The sequence below is a fragment of the Microbacterium sediminicola genome, from assembly GCF_039531125.1.
Lineage (GTDB): Bacteria > Actinomycetota > Actinomycetes > Actinomycetales > Microbacteriaceae > Microbacterium > Microbacterium sediminicola.
The window spans coordinates 1,273,901-1,300,134 of the sequence record NZ_BAAAPL010000001.1; the positions used below are offsets into that span (position 1 = coordinate 1,273,901).

Here is a 26,234-nt window from a genome sequence, read left to right on the forward strand (position 1 = left end):
CTCAGCATACGAGCCGTGACCCTCCGATCGCGTCAGGGACGCAGGAACGGGTCGGCGTACAGTCGCTCGGGCACCCGGAACCCGAAGATCTGGCGGCCGGTCGCCCAGATGGCCGCGGCGCCCGCTCGCAGCAGGTCGACAGGACGATCACCTTCGGCCTCGATGATCACGTCGGCGCCGTCGATGCGCACACGTGCACCGCGCACCTCGGTGACCGCGCCCCGCACGCGGATCTGCGGGTACGGTTCGAACAGCTCGCGGAGGTCGCCGAGGATGTAGGTCGGCTGAGATCCGGCAGGAGCGGCGAGCACGTGCTTGGGCCGGTCGATGCCGGTCAGTACGAGAACGGAATCGATCCCCGCACGGTTCGCCCCGAGGATGTCTGTGTCAAGCCGGTCTCCGATGAAGAGGGCCTTGTGTGCCGCGAATCGCTCGATCGCCTCGGTGAAGATCGGCACCTCGGGTTTGCCCGCCACCGTCGCGAGACGCCCTACGGCGGTGTGGACGGCGGAGACGAGCGTGCCGTTGCCCGGAGCGATACCGCGCGCCTGCGGGATCGTCCAGTCGGTGTTGGTGGCGATCCACGGGATGCCACCCTCATCCTCGGGCAGGTGCAGGGCGTACGCCGCCTCGGCGAGATCCTTCCACGACACCTCGGGCGCAAAGCCCTGCACGACGGCCGCGGGCTGGTCCAGCGCACTGCGCGTGACGGTGTAGCCGGCCTTCTCCACCTCGACCACCAGGCCCTCACCGCCGACGACGAGGATCGTCGAGCCGGGTGCGACGCGCGCGGTGAGCAGCGACATGGCCGCCTGCGGGCTCGTCACGACCTCCTCGGGCCGGGTCGGGATGCCGAGCTCAGAAAGATGGGAGGCGACGGATGCGTCGGTTCGTGAGGCGTTGTTCGTGATGAAACCGAGACGGCGCCCCGCCGCGGCAGCGGCATTCAGGCTCTCCACCGCGTACGGGCGGGCGCCTGCCCCCGCATAGACGACACCATCCAGGTCGGCGAGGACGACATCCACGCCGTCCAAGGGTGTGGGAGTGGACCGCGAGAACACCCCCATCAGTCAGCGCGCTCCGTCGGCTCGGACGCCTCGGTGGCATGCCTGTCCGAGGACGGCGGTTCTTCGTCCGGGAACAGATCCTCGATCACGAGCTCTTCCGATTCGGCGTGGCCGGAGGCGGCATCCAGGGCTTCGGCGGCGACCAGTGCCCGCTCACGCCACTGCTCGGCCTCTTCGTCCCGACCGAGTTCCTCGAGGACGCCGGCCCGTGCGGCGAACAGCCCCGGCGACCACTCGAAGGCACGGTTGGGGTCGAGCTCCGGGATGTCGAGCTCCTCGAGCGCACGTTCCGGCTCGCCCAGATCCAGCCGCGCACCGGACATCGCAATCGCGAGTTCGACGCGCACGCCGGTCTCGAGTTTCGCGCGATCGACCGCACGTCCCTCTTCCAACGCTCGATCGGGACGGCCGACACCGCGTTCGCTGTCGACGAGCAGCGCGATCTGGTCGTCGCGCCCGGAGATCCGGCGGTAGGTCCGCAGCTCACGCAACGCAAGCGCGAAATCCCCCAGCGCGTACGCCGTGATCGCCGCGGTCTCGCGCACGACGGCGATGCGTCCGGCGCGCCGGACAGCGGCCTGCGCGTGCTCGTGCGCGAGGGCGGGGTCGTCCTCGATCAGACGTGACACCATCGCGAGGTGCCGGGCGACCTGCTCGGCGTTCTCTTTGCTCAGGGTCTTGAGCTCATTCCGCGCGCCGCCGCCCAGATCGCGCGCCGTGATCTCATCCGGGATCGGCGGCGCGGGGATCCGCTCGACGTCATCCTGACGATCGCGCTCCATCGAACGACCGGCGCGGCCTCCGGACGTGCCGCCATAGCCGGGCTTGCCACCGCGGTAGGGCGTGCGTTCTCCACCGGATGCGTCACCGCGGTAGGGCTTGCGATCCCCGGCCGACGCACCGCCGCGGTACGGCTTGCGCTCACCCGACCTCTTGTCGTCGCGATACGGGCGGTCAGTGCGAGAGGGGTTTCGCTCGCCGCCACCGCGGTAGGGCGTGCGTTCCGACGATGAACGCGCATCGCGGGAAGGCCGACGCTCCCCGTAGGGCTTGCCGTCACGAGGAGGTTTGCCATCACGAGCAGGCTTACCGTCGCGAGGAGGCTTACCTGCGCGAGAAGCGCGGTCGTCGCGACGAGGCTTGCCGTCACGAGAGGGGCGGTCGTCGCGAGACGGGCGGCGCTGTTGTCCACCGCGCTCACCCGAAGAACGGGGATGCGAACTCCGACGGCGCGATTCGCCGTCGCCCGATCCCGGCGTCTCGTTGTCGCTCATCCCAAAATCCTCCCGTTAACGTGAAATGGCCACCCTGCGTTGGGTGGCCATTTCATGAAAGAAGTCCGGCGGTGTCCTACTCTCCCACAGGGTCCCCCCTGCAGTACCATCGGCGCTGAGAGGCTTAGCTTCCGGGTTCGGAATGTGACCGGGCGTTTCCCTCTCGCTATGGCCGCCGAAACACTATTGATGTTTCAATCTCGCACAAGCAAAAATACATTGTTTTGTTGTGTTCTCGACCGTACATCGAGAACCACTCAGTGGACGCAAGCACCAACAGAAATCAAACTGATGGAGTGTTATCAAGTCATCGGCTTATTAGTACCAGTCAGCTACACGCATTACTGCGCTTCCACATCTGGCCTATCAACCCAGTAGTCTGCTGGGAGCCTCTCACCCGAAGGTATGGAAGTCTCATCTTGAGGCCGGCTTCCCGCTTAGATGCTTTCAGCGGTTATCCATCCCGAACGTAGCTAATCAGCGGTGCTCCTGGCGGAACAACTGACACACCAGAGGTTCGTCCAACCCGGTCCTCTCGTACTAGGGTCAGATCCTCTCAAACTTCCTACGCGCGCAGCGGATAGGGACCGAACTGTCTCACGACGTTCTAAACCCAGCTCGCGTACCGCTTTAATGGGCGAACAGCCCAACCCTTGGGACCTACTCCAGCCCCAGGATGCGACGAGCCGACATCGAGGTGCCAAACCATGCCGTCGATATGGACTCTTGGGCAAGATCAGCCTGTTATCCCCGAGGTACCTTTTATCCGTTGAGCGACAGCGCTTCCACAAGCCACTGCCGGATCACTAGTCCCGACTTTCGTCCCTGCTCGACCTGTCAGTCTCACAGTCAAGCTCCCTTGTGCACTTACACTCGCCATCTGATTGCCAACCAGATTGAGGGAACCTTTGGGCGCCTCCGTTACTTTTTGGGAGGCAACCGCCCCAGTTAAACTACCCACCAGGCACTGTCCCTGAACCGGATTACGGTTCGAAGTTAGACATCCAGAGTGACCAGAGTGGTATTTCAACAATGACTCCACATGAACTGGCGTCCATGCTTCACAGTCTCCCACCTATCCTACACAAGCCACACCGAACACCAATACCAAGCTGTAGTAAAGGTCACGGGGTCTTTCCGTCCTGCTGCGCGTAACGAGCATCTTTACTCGTAATGCAATTTCGCCGAGTTCGCGGTTGAGACAGTTGGGAAGTCGTTACGCCATTCGTGCAGGTCGGAACTTACCCGACAAGGAATTTCGCTACCTTAGGATGGTTATAGTTACCACCGCCGTTTACTGGGGCTTAAATTCTGAGCTTCGCTTACGCTAACCCGTCCTCTTAACCTTCCAGCACCGGGCAGGCGTCAGTCCGTATACATCGTCTTGCGACTTGGCACGGACCTGTGTTTTTAGTAAACAGTCGCTACCCACTAGTCTCTGCGGCCACCACACCCTTTTTGACGCACGGTCATATAAGTGGATGGCCCCCCTTCTCCCGAAGTTACGGGGGCATTTTGCCGAGTTCCTTAACCACGATTCTCTCGATCTCCTTGGTATTCTCTACCTGACCACCTGAGTCGGTTTGGGGTACGGGCAGCTAGAACCTCGCGTCGATGCTTTTCTCGGCAGCATAGGATCACCCACTTTTTATCCGCATCGTGTCTCAGCCATCACGAACGGCGGATTTACCTACCGTTCGGCCTACGCACTTGCACCAGGACAACCATCGCCTGGCTTGGGCTACCTTCCTGCGTCACACCTGTTAATACGCTAACCGCACCAGCATGGGGTCATGCGCTAGCCAACACCCCGCCACCCCGAAGGGTTTAAGGATGAAGATTCGGGCACTTAGCACCACTGGATTGATTGGGGCGGTTCTTCGCCGGTACGGGAATATCAACCCGTTGTCCATCGACTACGCCTGTCGGCCTCGCCTTAGGTCCCGACTTACCCAGGGAAGATTAGCTTGACCCTGGAACCCTTGGTCTTTCGGAGGACGTGTTTCTCACACGTCTTTCGCTACTCATGCCTGCATTCTCACTCGTGTCACGTCCACGGCTGGGTCACCCCGCCGCTTCACTCGTGACACGACGCTCTCCTACCCATCAACACGGCTGGACCACGAAGGCCTACCACTAATGTCAATGCCACAACTTCGGTGGCGTGCTTGAGCCCCGTTACATTGTCGGCGCGGAATCACTTGACCAGTGAGCTATTACGCACTCTTTCAAGGGTGGCTGCTTCTAAGCCAACCTCCTGGTTGTCTGAGCAACTCCACATCCTTTCCCACTTAGCACGCGCTTAGGGACCTTAGTTGGTGGTCTGGGTTGTTTCCCTCTCGACTATGAAGCTTATCCCCCACAGTCTCACTGCTGCGCTCTCACTTACCGGCATTCGGAGTTTGGCTGACGTCAGTAACCTTTTGGGGCCCATCGGCCATCCAGTAGCTCTACCTCCGGCAAGAAACACGCAACGCTGCACCTAAATGCATTTCGGAGAGAACCAGCTATCACGAAGTTTGATTGGCCTTTCACCCCTATCCACAGCTCATCCCCTCAGTTTTCAACCTAAGTGGGTTCGGCCCTCCACGACGTCTTACCGTCGCTTCAGCCTGGCCATGGATAGATCACTTCGCTTCGGGTCTAGGACATGCGACTGAATCGCCCTATTCAGACTCGCTTTCGCTACGGCTACCCCACACGGGTTAACCTCGCCACATATCGCTAACTCGCAGGCTCATTCTTCAAAAGGCACGCTGTCACCCCTACTAAGGAGGCTCCAACGGTTTGTAAGCAAACGGTTTCAGGTACTATTTCACTCCCCTCCCGGGGTACTTTTCACCTTTCCCTCACGGTACTTGTCCGCTATCGGTCATCTGGGAGTATTTAGGCTTATCAGGTGGTCCTGACAGATTCACACGGGATTTCTCGGGCCCCGTGCTACTTGGGATACTCTTCACGCCAAGACAGGCATTTCGACTACGGGGCTGGCACCCACTATGGCCCGCCTTTCAAAGCGGTTCGTCTATACCCTCTTGTCACGCTCGCTGCTCGGCAGAACAACACGAAAAGTCCCACAACCCCGAATACGCAACTCCTGCCGGATATCACACGTACTCGGTTTAGCCTGTTCCGATTTCGCTCGCCACTACTAACGGAATCGCGGTTGCTTTCTCTTCCTGTGGGTACTGAGATGTTTCACTTCCCCACGTTCCCTCTACCCGCCCTATATATTCAGGCGGGAGTCACTAGGTCGGCACGCCGCCTAGCGGGGTTTCCCCATTCGGACACCCTCGGATCACAGTGTGCTTATCCACTCCCCGAGGCTTATCGCAGATTGCTACGTCCTTCTTCGGCTCCAGATGCCAAGGCATCCACCGTTTGCTCTTAAAGACTTGAAATCACATGAGTTTGAATCGTCAAATTGAAATTGACTAATGATCTAAAAAGATCATCTGTGAAATGACTCAAAAGAGTCATCTCTAAGATGCTCGCGTCCACTGTGTAGTTCTCAAAGTACGGGCGGTACCCTCCCCGCTGATCGCTGCTGCGACCACCAGAAAAGGCCCTGAGGTTGGTTGAACTCCCCGAAAGAAGCCCATCCGGTCCCTCAGGACCCAACAGCGTGCATGCCCCGTACCTTCACGAAAAACCGTTCCAACCGCAAGCGGCGTACTAACTTCTTCGATCTCCATACGGAGCCTCATCAAATGTTCCACCCATGAGCTAACCAGCAGAACACATTCGGTTCTGAACTGGCGCCTGGAAGACCGAAGCCTCCAGATGCTCCTTAGAAAGGAGGTGATCCAGCCGCACCTTCCGGTACGGCTACCTTGTTACGACTTAGTCCTAATTACCGATCCCACCTTCGACGGCTCCCTCCACAAGGGTTGGGCCACCGGCTTCAGGTGTTACCGACTTTCATGACTTGACGGGCGGTGTGTACAAGACCCGGGAACGTATTCACCGCAGCGTTGCTGATCTGCGATTACTAGCGACTCCGACTTCATGAGGTCGAGTTGCAGACCTCAATCCGAACTGGGACCGGCTTTTTGGGATTCGCTCCACCTCACGGTATTGCAGCCCATTGTACCGGCCATTGTAGCATGCGTGAAGCCCAAGACATAAGGGGCATGATGATTTGACGTCATCCCCACCTTCCTCCGAGTTGACCCCGGCAGTATCCCATGAGTTCCCACCATTACGTGCTGGCAACATAGAACGAGGGTTGCGCTCGTTGCGGGACTTAACCCAACATCTCACGACACGAGCTGACGACAACCATGCACCACCTGTATAGAGACCTTGCGGGGCGACTGTTTCCAGACGTTTCCTCTATATGTCAAGCCTTGGTAAGGTTCTTCGCGTTGCATCGAATTAATCCGCATGCTCCGCCGCTTGTGCGGGTCCCCGTCAATTCCTTTGAGTTTTAGCCTTGCGGCCGTACTCCCCAGGCGGGGAACTTAATGCGTTAGCTGCGTCACGGAATCCGTGGAATGGACCCCACAACTAGTTCCCAACGTTTACGGGGTGGACTACCAGGGTATCTAAGCCTGTTTGCTCCCCACCCTTTCGCTCCTCAGCGTCAGTTACGGCCCAGAGATCTGCCTTCGCCATCGGTGTTCCTCCTGATATCTGCGCATTCCACCGCTACACCAGGAATTCCAATCTCCCCTACCGCACTCTAGTCTGCCCGTACCCACTGCAGGCTGGAGGTTGAGCCTCCAGTTTTCACAGCAGACGCGACAAACCGCCTACGAGCTCTTTACGCCCAATAATTCCGGATAACGCTTGCGCCCTACGTATTACCGCGGCTGCTGGCACGTAGTTAGCCGGCGCTTTTTCTGCAGGTACCGTCACTTTCGCTTCTTCCCTGCTAAAAGAGGTTTACAACCCGAAGGCCGTCATCCCTCACGCGGCGTTGCTGCATCAGGCTTCCGCCCATTGTGCAATATTCCCCACTGCTGCCTCCCGTAGGAGTCTGGGCCGTGTCTCAGTCCCAGTGTGGCCGGTCACCCTCTCAGGCCGGCTACCCGTCGACGCCTTGGTGAGCCATTACCTCACCAACAAGCTGATAGGCCGCGAGCCCATCCCAGACCAAAAAATCTTTCCAACTGCTGAAGATGCCTTCGCAGCTCGTATCCAGTATTAGACGCCGTTTCCAGCGCTTATCCCAGAGTCCGGGGCAGGTTGCTCACGTGTTACTCACCCGTTCGCCACTGATCCACCAAGCAAGCTTGGCTTCACCGTTCGACTTGCATGTGTTAAGCACGCCGCCAGCGTTCATCCTGAGCCAGGATCAAACTCTCCGTAAAGAAAAAATGCATACATCAACCGGAAAAAGATCGACGCAGCGAGTTTGAACTGACCAAAACGATATTCATTGCTGACTATCCGTTCGCCAACCCCCAAAAAGAGGGCTGGACTTTGATCCAAAGGAATCTCACCCAACCAAAAAGGTCAGGACGAGGTTATTTGGCATTTGACAAGTGCACGCTGTTGAGTTCTCAAGGATCGGATGCACCCGACACCAGCCTCACAGCCAGCCACCAGGGCAACTTCTCAATTTTACCCGCTCGCTCACTGCTGTCAATTCGACTCGCCGCGAGTGGAAGCTCGCGACCTCATCGGATCGACTCGGTGTACGAGCAGATCCCCCAGTGTAGACCTTGCGGGCCCGTGACTCTAGGAGTCTTACTGGGAAGGAGTTGTGTTCACTGCTTGAGGAGGGGAGGCTCTCAGCCTCACCGCGCTCCTTTGGGGCGAACAAGGAATACATTACGTGGATCTGAACACCGCGACAAATCGGTCCCTCACTCGGGCGTGTCGCGCATGTTTCCGGGGCGTGACGGTCGCGAAACACTCCGCGTCACTGCGGTCTCAGCGACCTCCCCCTGTCGCTGACGGTCATCGTCAGGATGTGACGAACAGCCCGGCGAGAGTCTTCTTGCCCCGCCGCAGCACCGACACGCCGCCGGGAAGCGCGCCGGAGACGAGGACGGTCTCATCCGTGACCTTGACGCCGTCCAGGGAGACCCCTCCTTGCGACATCGCTCGTCGACCCTCCGACAGACTCGCCACGAGGCCGGTCTGGACGAGCGCATCGAGGACCGTGGTCTGCGAGGTGATCTCCGCGTTCGGCAACTCCTCCAGCGCGGTGCGCAGGACGGTGGCATCCAGTGTCTGCAGATCCCCCTTGCCGAACAGCGCTTCGGAGGCGGCGATGACCGCTGCCGTCGCCTCCGGCCCGTGAACGGTCGTGGTGACTTCCAACGCGAGGCGCTTCTGGGCGGCGCGTCGGAAGGGCTCCGTCTCGACGAAGCCCTCGAGTTCCTCGATCTCCTCTCGCGTGAGGAAAGTGAAGATCTTCAACCGCTCGATCACGTCCGCGTCATCGGTGTTCAGCCAGAACTGGTACATCCTGTAGGGGCTGCACATCTCGGCATCCAGCCAGATCGCGTTGCCCTCGCTCTTGCCGAACTTGGTGCCGTCGGAGTTGGTGATCAGCGGAGTGCCGATCGCGTGCACCGAGGTGTGCTCGACGTAGTGGATCAGGTCCACGCCGCTGGTGAGGTTGCCCCACTGGTCGCTGCCACCGGTCTGCAGACGACAGTCGTACTGGCGGTACAGCTCGAGGAAGTCCAGCCCCTGCAGAATCTGGTAGCTGAACTCGGTGTAGCTGATGCCGGCCTCGGAGTTCAGGCGCGCGCTGACCGCATCCTTTTTCAGCATCGTGCCCACGCGGTAGTGCTTGCCGATGTCACGCAGGAAATCGATCGCCGACAGCGGCGCGGTCCAGTCGAGATTGTTGACCAGGCGCGCGGCGCTCGGGCCCCCCATGTCGAGGAACCGCTCGACCTGGGCCTGGAGCTGCGCGACCCACGCGGCGACGGTCTCCTTCGTGTTGAGCGTGCGCTCCGCGGTCGGTCGGGGATCCCCGATCAGGCCGGTCGATCCGCCGACCAGGCCCAGTGGCCGGTGACCCGCCAACTGCAGCCGTCGCAGCAGCAACAGCTGGACGAGGTTCCCGAGGTGCAGGCTCGGCGCGGTCGGATCGAATCCGCAGTACATCGTGATGGGATCGCCGCCCAACAGCTCCCGCAGCTCCTCCTGATTGGTGGAGACGTGCACAAGGCCGCGCCACAGCAGTTCGTCCCAGACGTTCTCGAAGGAGGGGTCGTTCGCGGGCGCAAGGGCACGCGCGTGGGCGGCGATGTCGAGGTCTGGCACGGGTGTCAGATTATCAGCGGCATGCAGGCCGGGACGGTGCCGCTGCGACGCAGCTCAGGCGATGGCCAGGTGCTGCGCAAGATGCTGCGTACGCGAGATGAGCTCCGCCCGCTGCTCGGCAACCCGCGCCGGCGCGGTACCTCCGACACCCGACCGACTGGCCACCGATCCCTCGATCGAGAGCACGGAGCGCACCTCGGGGGTCAGGCGCGGCGACACGGTCGCCAGCATCTCGTCGTCGGCATCCTCGAGCCCGATCCCGCGCTCCTCACAGGCCCGCACCAGCTGTCCGGAGATCTCATGGGCGTCGCGGAACGGCACTCCCTGGCGCACCAGCCACTCGGCCACATCCGTCGCGAGGGAGAAGCCCTCGGGGGCGAGGGACGCCATCCGCTCGACGTCGAAGCGCAGGGTCGCAACCATGCCGGCGAAGGCGGGGAGCACGAGTTCGAGGGTGCGCACCGAGTCGAAGACCGGCTCCTTGTCTTCCTGCAGGTCGCGGTTGTAGGCGAGCGGCAGGGCCTTGAGCGTCGCCAGTAGCCCGGAGAGGTTGCCGATCAGGCGCCCGGCCTTGCCGCGCGCAAGCTCGGCGATATCCGGGTTCTTCTTCTGCGGCATGATGCTCGAGCCCGTCGAGTATGCGTCGTCCAAAGTCACGAACCCGAACTCCCGCGTGTTCCACAGGATGATCTCCTCGGCGAAGCGGGACAGATCGATTCCGATCTGAGCGCAGATGAAGGCGAACTCGGCCACGACATCTCGTGCCGCGGTCCCGTCGAGGGAATTCTCGGCCGGGCGTGCCAGACCCAGCTCACGAGCGACCAGCTCGGGGTCCAGTCCCAGGGTCGATCCCGCCAGCGCACCGCCACCGTACGGCGACACCGAGGCGCGCGCGCTCCAGTCGCGGAGGCGCTCGAGATCGCGGACGAGCGGCCAGGCATGTGCCTGCAGATGGTGCCCGAGGAGAATGGGCTGCGCGTGCTGAAGATGCGTCCGCCCCGGCATGATCGCGGCCTCGTGTGCCTCCGCCTGGGCGACGATGGCATCGATCAGGCGGACGATCTCGCGACTGATGGTGCGGCTGTGGTCGAGCAGGTACAGGCGCACGAGCGTCGCGATCTGATCGTTGCGGCTGCGACCGGCCCGCAGCTTTCCACCCAGCTCGGGACCGACGATCTCGATGAGCGACTGCTCGAGGGAGCCGTGTACGTCCTCATCGCTGGGGCGCGCGGTGATCGTGCCCGCCGTCACCGCGGCGGCCAGCTGCTCGAGTCCCGCGTGCATCGCCGCGGCCTCTTCGGCGGTCAGATACCCTGCGGCCTCGAGCGCGGTCGCGTGCGCGTGCGATCCGCGGATGTCGTACAGGGCCAGATCCCAGTCGAAGTGCGTCGACACACTCAGCGCGGCGAGTTCGGGCGAGGGTCCCGAGGCGAAGCGGGCACCCCAGAGGGCACCTTCGTGGGTTCCGTCACTCGTGGTGCTCATCTGCCCAGCCTATCCGCGCGCGGCGCGCTGAACCGCTCGACGAGACGCTCGAGCGGACCGCGCCCACGCAGCAGAGCCCAGAGGGTGCATCCGATCAGAATGCCGAAGACCATGGGCCAGAAGGGCTGCAACGCACGGAATCCGTAGAGGTCGGTCGTCGTCCCGAGAGCGAGGAACGACCAGATCGCCCAGATGACGATCTGCGCGGAGTAGGCGGTCAGCGGCATACTCCCGGTGGCCCGGATCGGCAGCAGTGCGGCGCTGACGGGCGTGCGGCACAGCAGGATGCTGAGGGCCATGACCGCGACCGCAAAGCCGCACGATCCCCAGACCTCCAGCAGACCACCGCTGTGCGGGGAGGTGGTCCACACCTGGCCGAGGTAGGACTGGGCATCCACGGGAACCAGCGCGAGAAGCTCGGAGAGCACCGTCAGCGCCGCCCCGCCGACTGCGAGCGCCCACAGGGCCGCGGGCCGACGCAGGTCGAGCCGCCCGATCGCCATGCCCGCCAGCACGAACGCGATCCACAGCGGGGCGGGGTAGGCCAGGCCGAAGAAGAGCCAGACCGCCTCCCCCGGGAGGGTGTCCCATATCGGCAGCGCGTCCGTGGTCGGCAGGATCCACGGCACGACCAGCGCGATCCCCGCCGCCCAGGCGGCGAGCGCGCGGGCCCGCAGCCCGAGGAAAGGGATCGCCATAAGGAACAGCAGCGCATAGGCGGGCAGGATCACGTAGACGGGCACGCCGGTCGCTATCAGCAGCAGCCCGAGCATCCACAGCACGAGTGCACGGCGCGCGAGCCAGCGGGAGCGCACCGTTCGCGCGACTCCCTCGAGCGGGCGGGGGCCACCGGTCACGAGGGCGATCGAGACGCCGGCCGCCAGCGCGAACAGGATCGAGGAACGACCGCTCGCAATACTCCCCCAGGTTGCGGGATCGGCCCACTCCAGTGGGCCGAGCGCGAACAGGTGCGCGGCGAGCATGCCGATGACGGCGAGCCCGCGCGCCAGGTCGATGCCCGCGATGCGCCGCGGCTCGTCGAGCCGCCGCACATGGGTGGTGAGGGTGTCGGCTAGTCCTGCTGCAGCAGCCACACCAGGAGCGCCTTCTGCGCGTGCAGTCGGTTCTCTGCCTCATCCCAGACGACGCTCTGGGGGCCGTCGATGACCTCGGAGTCGACCTCGTAGCCGCGATCGGCGGGCAGGCAGTGGATGAAGATCGCCTCGGGATCTGCCAGCTGCATGGTCTCGGTGGTGACCTTGTAGCCCCCGAGATCGCGCAGGCGCGCGATCTTCTCCTCCTCCTTGCCCATCGAGACCCACGTGTCGGTCACGATGATGTCGGCGCCCGCGGCCGCCTCGAGTGGGTCCGTGTAGAGGGTGAGCGAGCCGCCGGTCTCCTCGGCGCGGCGGTCGGCGTCGGCGACCACATCGGCGCGCGGCGCGTATTCCTCGGGCGAGGCGATGCGCACATGCATGCCGGCGGTCACGCCCGCCAGAGCGTAGGAGTGACCCATGTTCGAGCATCCGTCACCGAAGAACGACAGGGTCAGTCCCTTGAGCTCCCCCTTGTGCTCGCGAATCGTGAGCAGGTCCGCCAACAGCTGGCAGGGGTGGAAGTCGTCGCTGAGGGCGTTGATGACCGGCACGCGGGTGCCGCGCGCCATCTCCTCGAGGCCCGCCTGGGCGTAGGTGCGCCACACGATCGCCGCGACCTGGCGCTCCATCACCCGCGCGGTGTCGGAGGGGGTCTCCTTGCCGCCGAGCTGGCTGTTGGCCGTCGAGATGATCAGCGGCGAGCCGCCGAGATCGGCGATGCCCACCGCGAAGGAGACGCGCGTTCTCGTGGAGGACTTGTCGAAGATAACGGCCACCGTCTCGGGACCTGCCAGGGGCTTCAGCTTCCAGCGGTCCTGCTTCAGCTCGAGGGCGAGGTCCAGGATCGTGGACTGTTCGGCGGCGGTCAGATCGTCGTCGCGCAGCAGGTGGCGGGTCATGCGGGTACCTCCGTGGGGGTGTCAAGCAGAAGGGCGGACTCGACCGTGGCGAGCGAGGCCTCGAACAGCCCCAGGAATTCGTCGATCTCGACGTCGCCGATCGTCAGCGCCGGAGCGAGGCGGATAGTGGTGTCGTTGGGCGCGTTGATGACGAGGCCGTGCTCCTGCGCGGCCGCCACCACGGCCTTGGCGACGGGGTGGGCCAGGGCGACTCCGACCAGCAGCCCCTGACCGCGGCACTCCACGACCAGCGAGGAGCCCAACGCCAGGATGCCGCTTCGCAGCTGGTCGCCGCGGGTGCGGGCGTTCTCCACCAGCCCCGCGCGCTCGATCTCTGCGAGGACGGCACCGGCCACCGCGGTTCCCAACGCGTTGCCGCCGAAGGTCGAGCCGTGCGTGCCGGGCGAGAAGAGGTCGCCGGCCGCGCCGAACGTGATGAGCGCTCCGATCGGGAACCCTCCGCCGATGCCCTTGGCCACGGTGATGGCATCGGGCACGATCCCGGCGTGCTGGAAGGCGAACCACTCACCGGTGCGGCCGGCGCCGGTCTGGATCTCGTCGATGATCAGCAGCGCACCGTGGCGCGAGGTGATCTCGCGCGCGGCCTTCAGGTACCCGTCCGGGAGGGGCAGGACACCGGCCTCGCCCTTGATGGGCTCGAGGAACACGGCGGCGACGCTGTCGTCGACGGCGGCCTCCAGCGCCTCGATCGTGGAGTCGATGAACTCGACGCCCGGCACCATCGGCAGGAACGGCTCCTGCATCCAGGGCTTGCCGGTGAGGGCGAGGGTCGCCATCGTGCGACCGTGGAAAGCATCCGTCAGCGCAATGATTCGGGGCCGCGCCGCCCGGCCGTCCCGGGCCGCCCCGTGCAGGCGCGCGAGCTTGAACGCCGCCTCGTTGGCCTCGGCTCCGGAGTTGCCGAAGTAGACCTTGCCGGACTCCCCTGTCCCCGCCAGGCGCTTGAGCTGCGCGGCGAGCGCGAGCTGGGGCGGGGTGGCGAAGTAGTTCGACACGTGCGCGAGGGTGGCCGCCTGCTGCGAGACGGCCTCGACGAAGACGGGGTGCGCGTGCCCGAGGGAGACCACCGCGATCCCGGAGAGGAAGTCGAGGTACCGCTTGCCCTGGTCGTCCCAGAGGTAGGACCCCTCACCGCGGGTGAACATCGCCAGGCGATCCCCCGCGTTGTACACGAGGTCGCGTCGGGCATCGCTCTGCCACGTCGTGGGCTGTTCTTCACTCATGCCTGACTCCCTTCCTCGCGGACCGCGGTGTTGTCGACCACGGTGCCGCAATCCACGGTGCCGTTCACCACTTCAGTTCCGATTCCCTTGCTTGTGAAGACTTCGATCAACAGTGAGTGGGGCACGCGACCGTCGATGATCGCGGCGGTGTCGACTCCCCCCTCGACGGCGTCCAGGCACGCCTGCATCTTGGGGATCATGCCCGACTCCAGGCTCGGCAACATCACGCGCAGTTCAGCGGCCGTCAGATGAGAGACCAGCGAGTCGCGGTTGGGCCAGTCGGCGTAGAGACCTGCGACATCGGTGAGGATGACGAGCTTTGCCGCCCCCAGCGCCGCGGCCAACGCCGCAGCAGCGGCATCGGCGTTGACGTTGAGCGAGTGCCCCGGATTGTCGAGGTCGGGGGCGATCGAGGACACGACCGGCACCCGGCCTGCCGCGAGGTGGTCGAGGACGGCATCCGGTGTCACCTGCACCACGTCCCCGACGAAGCCGAGGTCGACCTCTTCGCCGTCGACGACGACGCCGCGCCGACGACCGCCGAACAGCCCCGCATCCTCGCCGGAGAGTCCCGCAGCGAAGGCGCCGTGGGTGTTGATCTGCGCGACGAGCTGCGGATTGATCTGCCCGGCCAGCACCATCCGGACCACCGAGATCGCCTCGGTGTTGGTCACCCGATAGCCGCCCTGGAATTCGCTGCGGATGTCGAGGCGGTCGAGCATCTTGGAGATCTGGGGGCCACCGCCGTGGACGACGACGGGCTTGACGCCGACGAAGCGGAGGTAGGCGATGTCCTCGGCGAAGCTGCGCTGGAGCTCTTCGGAGACCATCGCGTTGCCGCCGTACTTGACGACGACGATCTGATCGCGGAAGCGCTTGAGCCAGGGCAGGGACTCGATGAGGACGGCGGCCTTCTCGGCGGCCTCCTCCGGCGTGGTGTCTTGCAGGTCTGTCATGACGAATAGGCGCTGTTCTCGTGCACGTAGTCGTGGGTGAGGTCGTTGGTGTAGATCGTCGCCGACGCCTCGCCCTCCTTGAGGTCGATGCGGACATGGGTCTTGCGGGGCGTGAGGTCGACGAGCTCGCGCGGCTGGTCCGGTCCGCCGTTCGAGCACACGCGTACGCCGTTCATGTCGACATCCACCGCGTAGGGGTCGAACGGCGCGGTGGTCGTGCCGATGGCGGCGAGCACGCGTCCCCAGTTGGGGTCGTTGCCGAAGATGGCGGCCTTGAAGAGGTTGTTGCGGGCCACTGAGCGACCGACCTCGACGGCGTCGTCCTCGGATGCCGCGTGGACGACCTCGATGGCGATGTCGTGGTTGGCGCCCTCGGCGTCGGACTGCAGCTGCACCGCGAGGTCGGTGCAGACCTCGATCAGTGCCGCGCGGAACGCCGTCGTCTCGGGGGTCACACCCGAGGCGCCGCTGACCATAAGGGTCACCTGGTCGTTGGTGGACATGCAACCGTCGGAGTCGAGGCGGTCGAAGCTCACCCTGGTGGCGGCACGCAGGTGCGCGTCGGCCTCCTCGGCGGTGAGCACCGCATCGGTCGTGAGGACCACGAGCATGGTCGCAAGGCCCGGCGCCAACATCCCGGCGCCCTTCGCCATGCCGCCGATCGTCCACCCGTCACCGTGGACGGTCGCGGTCTTGGGGCGGGAGTCGGTGGTCATGATCGCCAGCGCTGCGGCGTCGCCGCCGTTGGCATCCAGCGCGGCCACCGCCGCGGTCGTGCCGTCGAGCACCTTCTGGCGGAACACCTCGTCGCCGGTGCCGATCAGGCCCGTCGAGCACACCTGGATGTCGCCGGAGCTGACATCCAGGAGTCCCGCGAGATGCTCGGCGGTCATATGCGTGGTCTGGAATCCGAAGGCGCCGGTGAAGCAGTTGGCCCCGCCCGAGTTGAGGACGATCGCCTCGACCCCGCCGTCCTGAATCGCCTGCTGCGACCACAGGATCGGATTCGCCTTGGCGCGGTTGCTGGTGAACACTGCCGCGCCGATCTTGAGCGGACCGCGGTTGACGACGACCGCGACATCCGGCTTGCCGGTCGACTTCAGCCCGACCGCAACGCCGGCGGCCTCGAATCCCTGGGGCGCGGTGACGCTCACGGCGCGACTCCGTTCACGGTCAGTGCGCGGGCCTCGGGCAGTCCCAGCGCGATGTTCATGGATTGGATGGCGGCCCCCGCCGTGCCCTTGACGAGGTTGTCGACCGCGGTGACGACGACCACGCGCCCGGCCGCCCGGTCGATCGCGAGGCCCATCAGCGCGGTGTTCGCGCCGAGGATATCTGCCGTGCGGGGGAACTGACCCTCGGGGAGCAGCTGCACGAAGGTCTCGTCCGCGTACGCGGCTTCCCACGCCTGCCGAATCTCGGCATCCGTCGCATCCCCCGCGATGGGGGCGGTGGATGTCGCGAGGATGCCGCGCGACATCGGCACGATGACCGGGGTGAAGGAGATCCGGATGTCGGCATCCGTGACCGCGCCGAGCGCCTGCCGGATCTCGGGGATGTGCCGGTGAACGCCACCGACCGAGTAGGGGTTGGCGGACCCGAGGATTTCGCTGGCCAACAGGGTGGGCTTGAGGCTCTTGCCGGCGCCCGAGGGCCCCACCGCAAGCACGCTGACGATGTCGGAAGGGTCGATGACCCCCGCCGCGACCCCCGGGACCAGGCTCAGAGACACGGTCGAGGCGTTGCATCCGGGTGCGGCGATGCGGGTCGCCCCGACGAGTTTGTCGCGCTGTCGGCCGGCTCCGACCAGCAGCTCGGGAACACCATAGGTCCACGGTTCATGGAAGTCGCCGCCGTAGAACTGCGCCCAGGCGTCGGCGGAGGTCAGCCGGTGGTCGGCGCCGGCATCGATCACGAGGGGCACCTCGCCGAGCACGTCGGTGTAGACGCCCGACTGACCGTGCGGCAGCGCGAGGACGACGATGTCGTGACCGGCGAGGACCTCGGGGGTCGTCTCCTGCAGCGTCAGATGCGCAAGGGAGCGCAGGTGGGGCTGGTGCAGCGCCAGCGGCTGACCCGCGTTGGAGTGCGCGGTGACCGTGCGGATCTCGACATCGGGGTGCTGCGCGAGCAGCCGCAGGATTTCGCCCCCCGCATAGCCGGATGCGCCGGAGACGGCGACCGTGTAGGACATGGATTCCACCTTATTGTCTGGGCCTGCCGTGCGCGGTCGCGCACGGTGATGAACTCACGACCGGCGACACCGCGGCGCCACGACGGCGCAGCGCGGGGTCGCCTACAGTCGGCGCTCGCCCAGACGTCGGCGCAGCGCAGGCAGCATCGTCGCCGAAGCGACGGAGCCGTGCGATGCCGAGGTCATGCCGCGAGGATAGCGAGCGCCCCGCGACGGGGCAAATCGCGCGACGTGCAGCTCGGCTGAGGAAGCGCAAGTCGGCTGAGCGAAGGGCAAGTCGGCTGAGGGAGGTGCAACTCGGCAGAGGGAGGTGCAACTCGGCAGAGGGAGGTGCAACTCGGCAGAGGGAGGTGCAACTCGGCAGAGGGAGGTGCAACTCGGCGGAGGGAAGTGCAACTCGGCAGAGGGAAGTGCAACTCGGCGGAGGGAAGTCGGGAGGGGGTCAGGTCAGCGCGGTGATGGGCGAGCGGCGGCGAGCACGCGTCACCCCGATCACCGTTCCGGCGAAGGCCAGTAGCGCCCACAGCACGAGTCCGATCGCCGCCTGCAGCACGGCGTGCAGCGATCCGCCGACGAGGGCCTGCGTGCCCTGCAGGCACAGACTCAGCGGCAGCATCGCCAACGGTGTCGCCGCGAGCGATCCGGTCGTCACCGGCTGCAGGGTGCCGGCGGCGACCAACTGAACGCCGAGAGCGATGACAGAGATGACGAGCCCCGCGCGCCCCAGCAGGGCGACCAACGCCTGATGGACGAGCATGAAGGAGAATGCGGCGGCGGCGGCGAGGCCAAGCGCCACGGCGATGCGGTCGGGAGTCACCCCCAGCAGCGCGATCCCCACCCAGACCAGGGCCGCCTGGATGGCACCGGTGACGAGCGCGATCCCGCTCCCCTCGGCCGCGATCCGCGCTGCCGAGGCAGGCGAGCCGAGGGCCGTGCGCGCGAACGGCGCGATCAGCAGGTAGGTGGCCAGCGCACCGAGCCACAGCCCGACGGGCGCGAGCGCCGCCACAGATGCCGCCCGGGCGCTCTGGGGGCCGGCGACGGTCGAGGTGGTGACACCGATGGGCTGGGCCACGACATCCGCGATCGCGCTCTGCTGGTCGCTCGTGTACGACGGGATATCTGCTGCCGCGCTCGCGAGCCCGGAGGCCAGGGAGTTGGCCCCGCCCTGGGCGGTGACCAGTCCCGCGGCCAGATCCTGTGTGAGACCGGACAACTCCTGCGCGCCGGCCGCAGCCGCATCCTGGGCCGTGGCGAGCTCGCCGAGGCCGTCGGCGACGGGTCCGGCGATGACGCCGATCGCCGCCGAGCCCACGGCCAGCTCTGCCGCCCGCGCACTGTCGGTCGCCGCGGTGCCGGACAGCGCCGACAGGTCGGTCGCGCTCTGGGATGCGCCCGAGCGCAGCGCCGTGAGGTCGGCGACCAGGCTGCTCACCGGGGCGGTGGGATCGACCGCAATGGCGGCCAGAATCGCGTCGATGTCTGCGACGGTGAGCACCTGCTCGGCCGCGAGCACATCGGCCTCGATGGCGGTCTCACCGGCCGAGATCGCGAGGGCGCCCGCCTGCTGAGCGGCCGCATCCGCGAGTGTTCCCAGGTCCCTGGCACCCTGCGGCAGTGCGCCGAGGATGGCCCCGATATCCGAGAGTCCCGCAGCCAACTCGCCCTGCGCCACCGCCAGCTGCTCCGCGCCATCGGCAGCCTGTCCCACGCCCGAGGCGAGCTCGGCTGCGCCATCGGCGGCCTCCCCGATCCCCTCGTGCAGTTCGGTGAAGGCGCCGAGCGTCCCCTCGACATAGTCGCTGGTGAGCTCGGCCGACACGCTCTCGGGCACGGCCTCGGCCAACGCCGTGGCGATCACACCGGAGAGGAAGCCGTGCTGGGTGCTCGTGGTCACCTGGATCTCCGCGCGCCTCGGGTCATCCGAGGCGAGCGTCGAGGCATCCTGCGAGAAGGTCGAGGGGATCGTGATGACGGCCTGGAATGCGCCGGAAGACAGCCCCGCCGCGGCAGTCTGGGAATCGGTCAGCGTCCATTCGATGCCGTCGTCGGCGGTCATGAGGTTCTCGGTGAGGAGCTTGCCGACCGCGACGGGTGTGCCGTTCTCCTCGATCGGCACGTCGAGGTTCACGATGGCGGCCGGCACGCGCTCGGTGGGCTGGTGCGGCGCCAGCGCGAGCAGGACCAGGAGCGGTGTGAGCACCGCGATGACGATGACGGCGAGCGCGCGGCCGCGAGAGGCGGCGGGGGCGACGAGGGTCCACAGCTGCATTACGACACACCTCCCGTGACGAGTGCGCCGGCAGTGTCGACCACGACCGTCGGCCTCTCGGATGCCGCCTCGGCGGAGGTCGCGACCGCGAGCGTCGTCGTGTCGGGCGCTGATTGCAGGAGAACCCGGAGAACGCTCGCCTGATCGTGCCGTCTGCCGAGGTCCAGCGCCACGACCGGGAGGTGTGCGGCCAGAGCTGCTGCCGCCTCCAGGCACCAACGCTCGTGTTCGTCCAGACCCGTCAGCGGTTCGTCGGGGTCAGCCCACGCGGGATGGGCCGAGGCCTCGATGAGGTTGTCGTAGATCCGCGCCGCTTCCCCCAGGCGCGCGTCGCGATCCCGAGCGGGCACCCCCGCCATCCGCAGCAACAACCGCAGGTGCTCGGTGAGGGTGGTCGCATCGATCGGATCGGGAAGAGCGCGCACGAGAGCGCTGCGCTCGCGCAGCGTGGTGTTCTGGAACGGCAGGAGGAGACCGTCGACCGCCAAGGTCCCCGAGAATTCGGGTGCGCGTCCCGTGACCGCTTCGCACACCGCCGCACCGCCGGCACCGCGGACGAGAAGAAGTCCCCGGCGATCGAGATCGAACGAGATCGGGGCGACACCGTCGAGCCCGAGCCCGTCTGCCCGGATCCCCTCGGAACGTCCCGGGAATGCCGGGTCATCGCGCCAGTGACGCTGTTCCAGCATGCGGTGCACGGCTTCCCCCTCGATGTCGGCGTTGGGCAGGATCCGCTCGAGCCATCGCGGTAGCCACCAGGCGTGGTCACCGAGGAGCGTCATCAGCGCGGGGATGAGCGTCATGCGGACGACGAACGCGTCGATCAGCACGCCGATTGCGAGCGCGAGCGCGATGGGCTGGATGACGGCACTGCCGCCCGGGACGAAGGAGAAGAACACCGAGAACATGATGAGCGCCGCCGCAGTCACCACCCGTGCCGACTGCGCGAAGCCGCCCGTGACCGAGGCGCGTGCGTCCCCCGTGGCGGTGTACCGCTCGCGCATGCGGGAGACGAGGAAGACGTGGTAGTCCATCGCGAGCCCGAACAGGACCGCCATGACCAGGATCGGCATGAAGCTGATCACCGGGCCGACCTTGGCCACGCCCAGCAGCGACGCCGCCCATCCCCACTCGAAGACCGCGGTCGAGACCCCGAGGCCGGCGCCGACGGTGAGGAGATAGCCGAGCGTCGCGGTGATGGGTACGGCGATCGAGCGGAACATGATCATGAGCAGGATGAGACTGAGCCCCACCACGACGATCGCGAATGGCACGAGGGCCGCCGCCAGGCGGTCGGAGATGTCGATCGCCAACGCCGTTTGGCCGGTGACCTCGAAGGTGAACCCGTGCGCCTGCTCGAACGCGGGCGCCATCGCACGCAGGGTCTGGACCAACTCCGCCGTCGCGTCCGAGGACGGTGAGGAGTCGGGGGTGATCGTCAGCACCGCGAGATCGAGCGCCTCGTTGGGGAAGGCCTGGGACACCTCGGCGACACCGGCGACATCACCGAACGCGCCGTCGAGGGCATCGAGGGCACCGGGGATGTCGAGTGTCTTCGAGATGTCCGCGGTGATCAGCAGCGGACCGTTGAAGCCGGGACCGAAGCCCTCATCGAGCAGGTCGTAGGCCGTGCGTGCCTGGGTTCCCACGGGGTCGTAACCCGCGTCGGGAAGGGTCAGGCGCATGCTCACCGCGGGGACGGCCGCGACCAGCAGCACGAGGGCGACCCCGACCGTGGTCAGCCAAGGGTGGCCGGAGACCATCCGCGCCCAGCGCGGTGTTCGGGCCGTCGCCGGTGCGGCATCCGCGCCCTTGCCCTTCCGCTTTCGTCCCGCGCGCGGCACGAGGCGCTTGCCCAGGAGGGAGAGAATCGCCGGGAGCAGGGTGACGGCGACCGCCAGCGCCGTGAACACGGCCGCGGCGGCACCCAGACCCATGACCGTGAGGAACGGGATACCGGCCACAGACAGCCCCAGCAACGCGATCATGACCGTCATCCCGGCGAAGACGACGGCGGTGCCGGCGGTCGCGATCGACACCGCCACGGACTCTCGCGGGTCCATGCCCGCGCGGAGGTTGTCGCGGTGGCGCGAGGTGATCAGCAGCGCGTAGTCGATGCCGACGGCAAGCCCGAGCATCGTGGCCAGCACAGGGGCGGTGGAGGACACCGGAACCAGCGCTGCGACGATCGTGATGGAGGACGTCGCGATCGTCACCCCGATCGCGGCAGACACGAGTGGCACGCCCGCCGCCAGCAGCGATCCGAAAGTGATCGCCAAGACGATGTACGCCAGCGCCATGCCTACGAGCTCTGTCCAGTCCACACCGCCGGATTCGGCCGGCATCCCCGAGACGGCGACGGTGAGGCCCGCCGACTGCAGCGGCGCGATGGCCTGTTCCACGCCGGACACGAGCGCATCGGGGATGTCGGCGCTCTGCACGCTCAGCTGCGCGCTGATGAACACCATCGTCCCGTCCGCGGAGATCTGGCTGCTGGCTCCGTCGGAGGCCGCGGTGGAGCCGCTGGCGGCCATCGCGTACGGGCAGGTGACAGCGACGACGTCATCGAGTGCCGCGACCGACTCACACACGCCGGCGATCGCGTCCGCGTCCGCGTCGATCGACTGACCTGAGGGGGCGGCGATCACGACACGCGCGCTCGCGCCGGAGAGCTGCGGGAAGCGCTGCTCCAAAGCATCCAGCGCCGTCTGGGCCTGCGTTCCGGGGATCTCGAACGTCGATTCGAGGTGGTTGCCGAGGGCTCCGGCGAGGCTCCCGCCACCGACGGCGATCGCGAGCCAGACGAGGATGACGGTCCATCGACGTCGCGCACACGCGCGTCCGAGTCGGTACAGGAACGAGGACATCGTCGGGTGCCTTCCTCGGGGTGATCGGTGGCGGGGTGTCGTCAGTCGCGCAGGTGGGCGTTGTAGCGCTCCGTGGCCACGGCCACACCCGCAAGCTTGGCATCCGTCGCCTCCGCAGCGGTGAGCGTGCGATCCGGCGCGCGGAACCGCAGGGCGAAGCTCAGGCTCTTGGTGCCCTCGGCAAGCCCCGTGCCACGGTAGTCATCGACCAGGCGCAAGGACTCCAGCAGCGGACCGCAGCCCTCCGCGAGCGCGGTCCCCACGGCGGCTGCGGGGATGTCCGCCGCGACGACCAGCGAGACGTCCTGCGTCGCGGCCGGGAACCCCGAGAGGGACGCCGCGACAACGCGCTCGCCCGCGAGGGAGACCACGAGGTCGAGGTCGACTTCGGCGAGAACGACCGTGCCCGCGATGTCGGCGGCTTCCGCGACGGACGGGAGCAGCTCGCCCACATACCCGACGAGAGTGTCGCCGACGAAGATGTCGCCCGTGCGGCCGGGATGCAGGGCCGCACGTCGCGACTGCACCACGGCGACATCGACACCGGCTGCCGCCGCGATCGTGCGCACCGCGTCGATGGCGTCCGAGAGGTCTGCGGCGACCGCGGGCTGACCGGGCTGACGTGGCGTGCGCGCTCCGGTGAGCAACACGGCGGCGTACCGCGACTGCGGCGGGATCGCGGCATCCAACTGCGCCAGGGTCGCAGCGTCGGGACGAACTCCCAGCGGCGGGACCGTGACGGTGCCGTAGTCGACGCCGGGTTCAGGCAGGAACACCGCACCGGTCTCGAACAGGGACAGGTCGGTGAAACCCCGCGACTGATTGCGATGCGCGACCTGGAGCAGCCCCGGCACCAGCGAACGTCGCAGGAACGGCGCCTGGCCGTCGAGCGGATTGGCGAGCTTGATACTCGGAAGGCTCTCCCCCGCGGCGGATCCGTGCAGGTCGTTGAGCTCCGCGGTCGTGAACGGGAAGGAGGGAGTTTCGACGTATCCCGCTGCGGCGAGCGCGTTGGACACGCGGCGCCGAGCGCGCTGCGGGGCCGTGAGCCCCCGTCCTGACGGGGGCGTCGGCAGGACGGAGGGCACGCGGTCCAGGCCATGAATGCGGGCGACTTCTTCGGCCAGCGTCCACCTGTCGGTGAGGTCGGGGCGCCAGGTCGGCGGTGTGACCTTCCACGCGGTGCCCTCATCGGCGACGGTTGCCCCGATCATCTCGAGGGCTCCGGTGATCTCGCTCTCGCTGTAGTCGACACCGATCAGCTCGGGCACGAATGCCGTGGGCAGCACGATCGGCTCCGGCGCGACCGCCGCGCCGACGACACCACCGGCGGCGGTGTCGGTCCCCCCGGCATACCGGACCATCAGCTCGGCGACGCGCGCCGCCGCGACGGAAGACAGCGCGGGGTCCACGCCGCGCTCGAAGCGCCGCGACGCCTCGCTCGGCAGCTTGTGCCGACGCGCGGTGCGGGCGATCGAGACGGTGTCGAAGATTGCTGCCTCGATGAGGACGTTGCGGGTCGCAGCGCTCATCTCGGTCGTCCCGCCGCCCATGACGCCTGCCAGACCGATCGGGCCCGACTCGTCCGTGATCAGCAGGTCCTCGACGTGGAGAGTGCGCTCTTTGTCGTCGAGGGTGCGCAGTTTCTCGCCGGGCGCGGCGCGGCGCACCGTGATACCGCCGGTGAGCAGATCGAGGTCGTAGCCGTGGATCGGTTGGCCGAGTTCGAGCATCACGTAGTTGGTGATGTCGATGAGGATGCCGAGCGACCGGATACCGGCCAGGCTGAGCCTCGCGATCATCCAGGGCGGGGTCGGCTTGGTGGGATCCACGTCCCGCACGATGCGCACCACGAAGGACGGCGAGCCGATCCGTCCGCGGATGGGGGCCTCATCGTCGACGGTGACCGCGAACGCCGTATCGTCGCGGAGCGCGACCTCGGCCTCGGGTCGGACACCCGGATCGCGGAAGGCCGCACCCGTGGCGTGCGAGTACTCGCGGGCGATGCCACGCACAGACAGCGCATAGCCGCGGTCGGGAGTCACGTTGACGTCGATCGCCGCGTCATCCAGACCCAGCAGCCCGATCGCGTCGGTGCCAACAGGAGCGTCGATGCCGAGTTCGACCAGTCGGAGGATCCCGGAGTGTTCCTCCCCCAGGCCCAGTTCCTTGGCCGAGGCGATCATGCCGTCGGAGACATGACCGTAGGTCTTGCGCGCGGCGATCGGGAAGGGCCCGGGAAGCACGGCGCCGGGCAGGGTCACCACGACCTTGTCGCCGGGGAAGAAGTTGCCGGCGCCGCAGACGATGCCGTGCACGGCATCTCCGCCGTCTGCTGCCGTCTCACCGTCCGGCGCCACACGCACCTGGCACCAGCGGATCGTCTTGCCGTTGCTCTGGGGCTCTGCCACGAACTCGAGCACCTCGCCGACCACGATCGGTCCGCTCAACTCGAAGCGGTGGATGTCCTCCTCTTCGAAACCGACGCGCACGAGAGCGGCGAGGATGTCCTCGGGCGTCGCCTCGTCGTCGATCTCGACGTACTCACGCAACCACGACAGCGGGACGCGCATCACACCACCATCCCGAACTGCTCGCTGAATCGAATGTCACCCTCGGCCATGTCGCGCATGTCCTGGACGTCGCTGCGGAACATGAGCGTGCGCTCGATGCCCATCCCGAAGGCGAATCCCGAGTAGACCTCGGGATCGATGCCGGCCGCACGCAGCACGTTGGGGTTCACCATGCCGCAACCGCCCCACTCGATCCAGCGTGCGCCGCCGGTGAAGGTGGGGTGCCAGAGGTCGAGCTCGGCGGAGGGCTCGGTGAAGGGGAAGTAGTTGGTGCGCAGGCGGGTCTTGGCCTCGGGCCCGAACAGCACCCGGGCGAAGTGATCGAGCGTCCCCTTCAGATGTGCCATCGTGATGCCCTTGTCGATGACCAGCCCTTCGACCTGCGAGAACACCGGCAGATGGGTCGCATCGAACTCGTCCGTGCGGTACACCCGACCGGGGCACACCACGTACACGGGCAGCTCCCGCTCGAGCATGGAGCGCACCTGGACGGGGCTCGTGTGCGTACGCATCACGAGGTGGCGATCGATGGGGTCGACGAAGAACGTGTCCTGCATCTGCCGCGCGGGGTGATCGACGTCGAAGTTCAGCGCGTCGAAGTTGAACCACTCGTGCTCGAGCTCGGGTCCTTCCGCGACCTCCCAGCCCATGCCGACGAACACGTCGGAGATCTCCTCCTGCAGAAGCGTGAGCGGATGCCGCGCGCCGATGCGCGCGTGAGACGCCAACGCGGTGACATCCACCCGCTCCGCCTCCAGACGCGCAGCCAACTCGAGTGCGGCCAGCTCCTCTTCGCGCGCGGCGAGCGCCTTGTTCACCTCACCGCGCGCCATGCCCACGAGCTTTCCGAACTCGGCCTTGCGCTCTGGCGCGACCTGGCGCAGCGACGCGTTCAGTCGAGAGAGCGGCGAACCCTCGCCGGAGTGCGTGGTGCGAGCGGTCTTCAGCGCGGCGGTGTCGGCGGCCTCGGCGAAGGCGGCGAGGGCCGCAGCGACGGCGGCCTCGACGGCCTCGGGAGTGATCTCTGGCGGCGTGGTCTCGGGGGTCTCAGACACAAAAAGGAAGTCTACCGAGCG

At 66.3% G+C, this 26,234-nt stretch carries 14 protein-coding genes and 3 rRNA genes; all 17 read right to left on the reverse strand.

Annotated elements, in window-relative coordinates; genetic code table 11:
- Window positions 1–32: 32 nt before the first annotated feature.
- The 17 genes from ABD206_RS05940 to pheS all read right to left on the reverse strand — a co-directional run bounded on the left by ABD206_RS05940 (window position 33) and on the right by pheS (window position 26,213).
- Window positions 33–1,067, reverse strand: coding sequence for an HAD-IIA family hydrolase (locus ABD206_RS05940; protein ID WP_344070368.1), 1,035 nt, complete (start codon window positions 1,065–1,067; stop codon window positions 33–35).
- Window positions 1,067–2,341: a hypothetical protein gene (locus ABD206_RS05945; RefSeq protein WP_344070370.1), complete on the reverse strand. Its 1,275-nt coding sequence runs from the start codon at window positions 2,339–2,341 to the stop codon at window positions 1,067–1,069. Before ABD206_RS05945 ends, ABD206_RS05940 begins: the two co-directional genes overlap by 1 nt.
- A gap of 63 nt (window positions 2,342–2,404) precedes the next feature.
- Window positions 2,405–2,521, reverse strand: a 5S ribosomal RNA gene (gene rrf, locus ABD206_RS05950).
- A gap of 118 nt (window positions 2,522–2,639) precedes the next feature.
- Window positions 2,640–5,742, reverse strand: a 23S ribosomal RNA gene (locus ABD206_RS05955).
- Between the two features lie 393 nt (window positions 5,743–6,135).
- Window positions 6,136–7,656 (reverse strand): 16S ribosomal RNA (locus ABD206_RS05960).
- The 16S, 23S and 5S rRNA genes sit together here, the layout of an rRNA operon.
- Before the next feature lie 598 nt (window positions 7,657–8,254).
- Window positions 8,255–9,571 (reverse strand): tyrosine--tRNA ligase, encoded by a 1,317-nt coding sequence (tyrS, locus tag ABD206_RS05965; protein ID WP_344070372.1) that lies wholly within the window; start codon window positions 9,569–9,571, stop codon window positions 8,255–8,257.
- A gap of 54 nt (window positions 9,572–9,625) precedes the next feature.
- Window positions 9,626–11,056: an argininosuccinate lyase gene (gene argH / locus ABD206_RS05970; RefSeq protein WP_344070373.1), complete on the reverse strand. Its 1,431-nt coding sequence runs from the start codon at window positions 11,054–11,056 to the stop codon at window positions 9,626–9,628.
- Window positions 11,053–12,150, reverse strand: a complete 1,098-nt coding sequence (locus tag ABD206_RS05975; RefSeq protein ID WP_344070374.1) for a heparan-alpha-glucosaminide N-acetyltransferase domain-containing protein — start codon at window positions 12,148–12,150, stop codon at window positions 11,053–11,055. The genes argH and ABD206_RS05975 overlap by 4 nt, the downstream gene beginning before the upstream one ends.
- Entirely contained in the window at window positions 12,129–13,052 is a 924-nt protein-coding gene (gene argF, locus ABD206_RS05980; RefSeq protein ID WP_344070376.1) for an ornithine carbamoyltransferase, read from the reverse strand. Before argF ends, ABD206_RS05975 begins: the two co-directional genes overlap by 22 nt.
- Window positions 13,049–14,296 (reverse strand): acetylornithine transaminase, encoded by a 1,248-nt coding sequence (locus ABD206_RS05985; protein WP_344070378.1) that lies wholly within the window; start codon window positions 14,294–14,296, stop codon window positions 13,049–13,051. Before ABD206_RS05985 ends, argF begins: the two co-directional genes overlap by 4 nt.
- Window positions 14,293–15,252 carry an acetylglutamate kinase gene (gene argB / locus ABD206_RS05990; protein ID WP_344070380.1) on the reverse strand — a complete coding sequence of 320 codons (960 nt, stop codon included), beginning with the start codon at window positions 15,250–15,252 and terminating at the stop codon, window positions 14,293–14,295. Before argB ends, ABD206_RS05985 begins: the two co-directional genes overlap by 4 nt.
- Window positions 15,249–16,406 (reverse strand): bifunctional glutamate N-acetyltransferase/amino-acid acetyltransferase ArgJ, encoded by a 1,158-nt coding sequence (argJ, locus tag ABD206_RS05995; RefSeq protein ID WP_344070382.1) that lies wholly within the window; start codon window positions 16,404–16,406, stop codon window positions 15,249–15,251. Before argJ ends, argB begins: the two co-directional genes overlap by 4 nt.
- A complete protein-coding gene (gene argC, locus ABD206_RS06000; protein ID WP_344070384.1) occupies window positions 16,403–17,446 on the reverse strand; it encodes an N-acetyl-gamma-glutamyl-phosphate reductase in 1,044 nt (347 codons plus the stop codon). The genes argJ and argC overlap by 4 nt, the downstream gene beginning before the upstream one ends.
- Before the next feature lie 442 nt (window positions 17,447–17,888).
- Window positions 17,889–19,718 (reverse strand): YhgE/Pip domain-containing protein, encoded by a 1,830-nt coding sequence (locus ABD206_RS06005; RefSeq protein ID WP_344070386.1) that lies wholly within the window; start codon window positions 19,716–19,718, stop codon window positions 17,889–17,891.
- Window positions 19,718–22,585: an MMPL family transporter gene (locus tag ABD206_RS06010; protein WP_344070388.1), complete on the reverse strand. Its 2,868-nt coding sequence runs from the start codon at window positions 22,583–22,585 to the stop codon at window positions 19,718–19,720. Before ABD206_RS06010 ends, ABD206_RS06005 begins: the two co-directional genes overlap by 1 nt.
- A gap of 41 nt (window positions 22,586–22,626) precedes the next feature.
- Entirely contained in the window at window positions 22,627–25,158 is a 2,532-nt protein-coding gene (pheT, locus tag ABD206_RS06015) for a phenylalanine--tRNA ligase subunit beta (RefSeq protein WP_344070390.1), read from the reverse strand.
- Entirely contained in the window at window positions 25,158–26,213 is a 1,056-nt protein-coding gene (gene pheS, locus ABD206_RS06020) for a phenylalanine--tRNA ligase subunit alpha (RefSeq protein WP_344070392.1), read from the reverse strand. The genes pheT and pheS overlap by 1 nt, the downstream gene beginning before the upstream one ends.
- Window positions 26,214–26,234 lie beyond the last annotated feature (21 nt).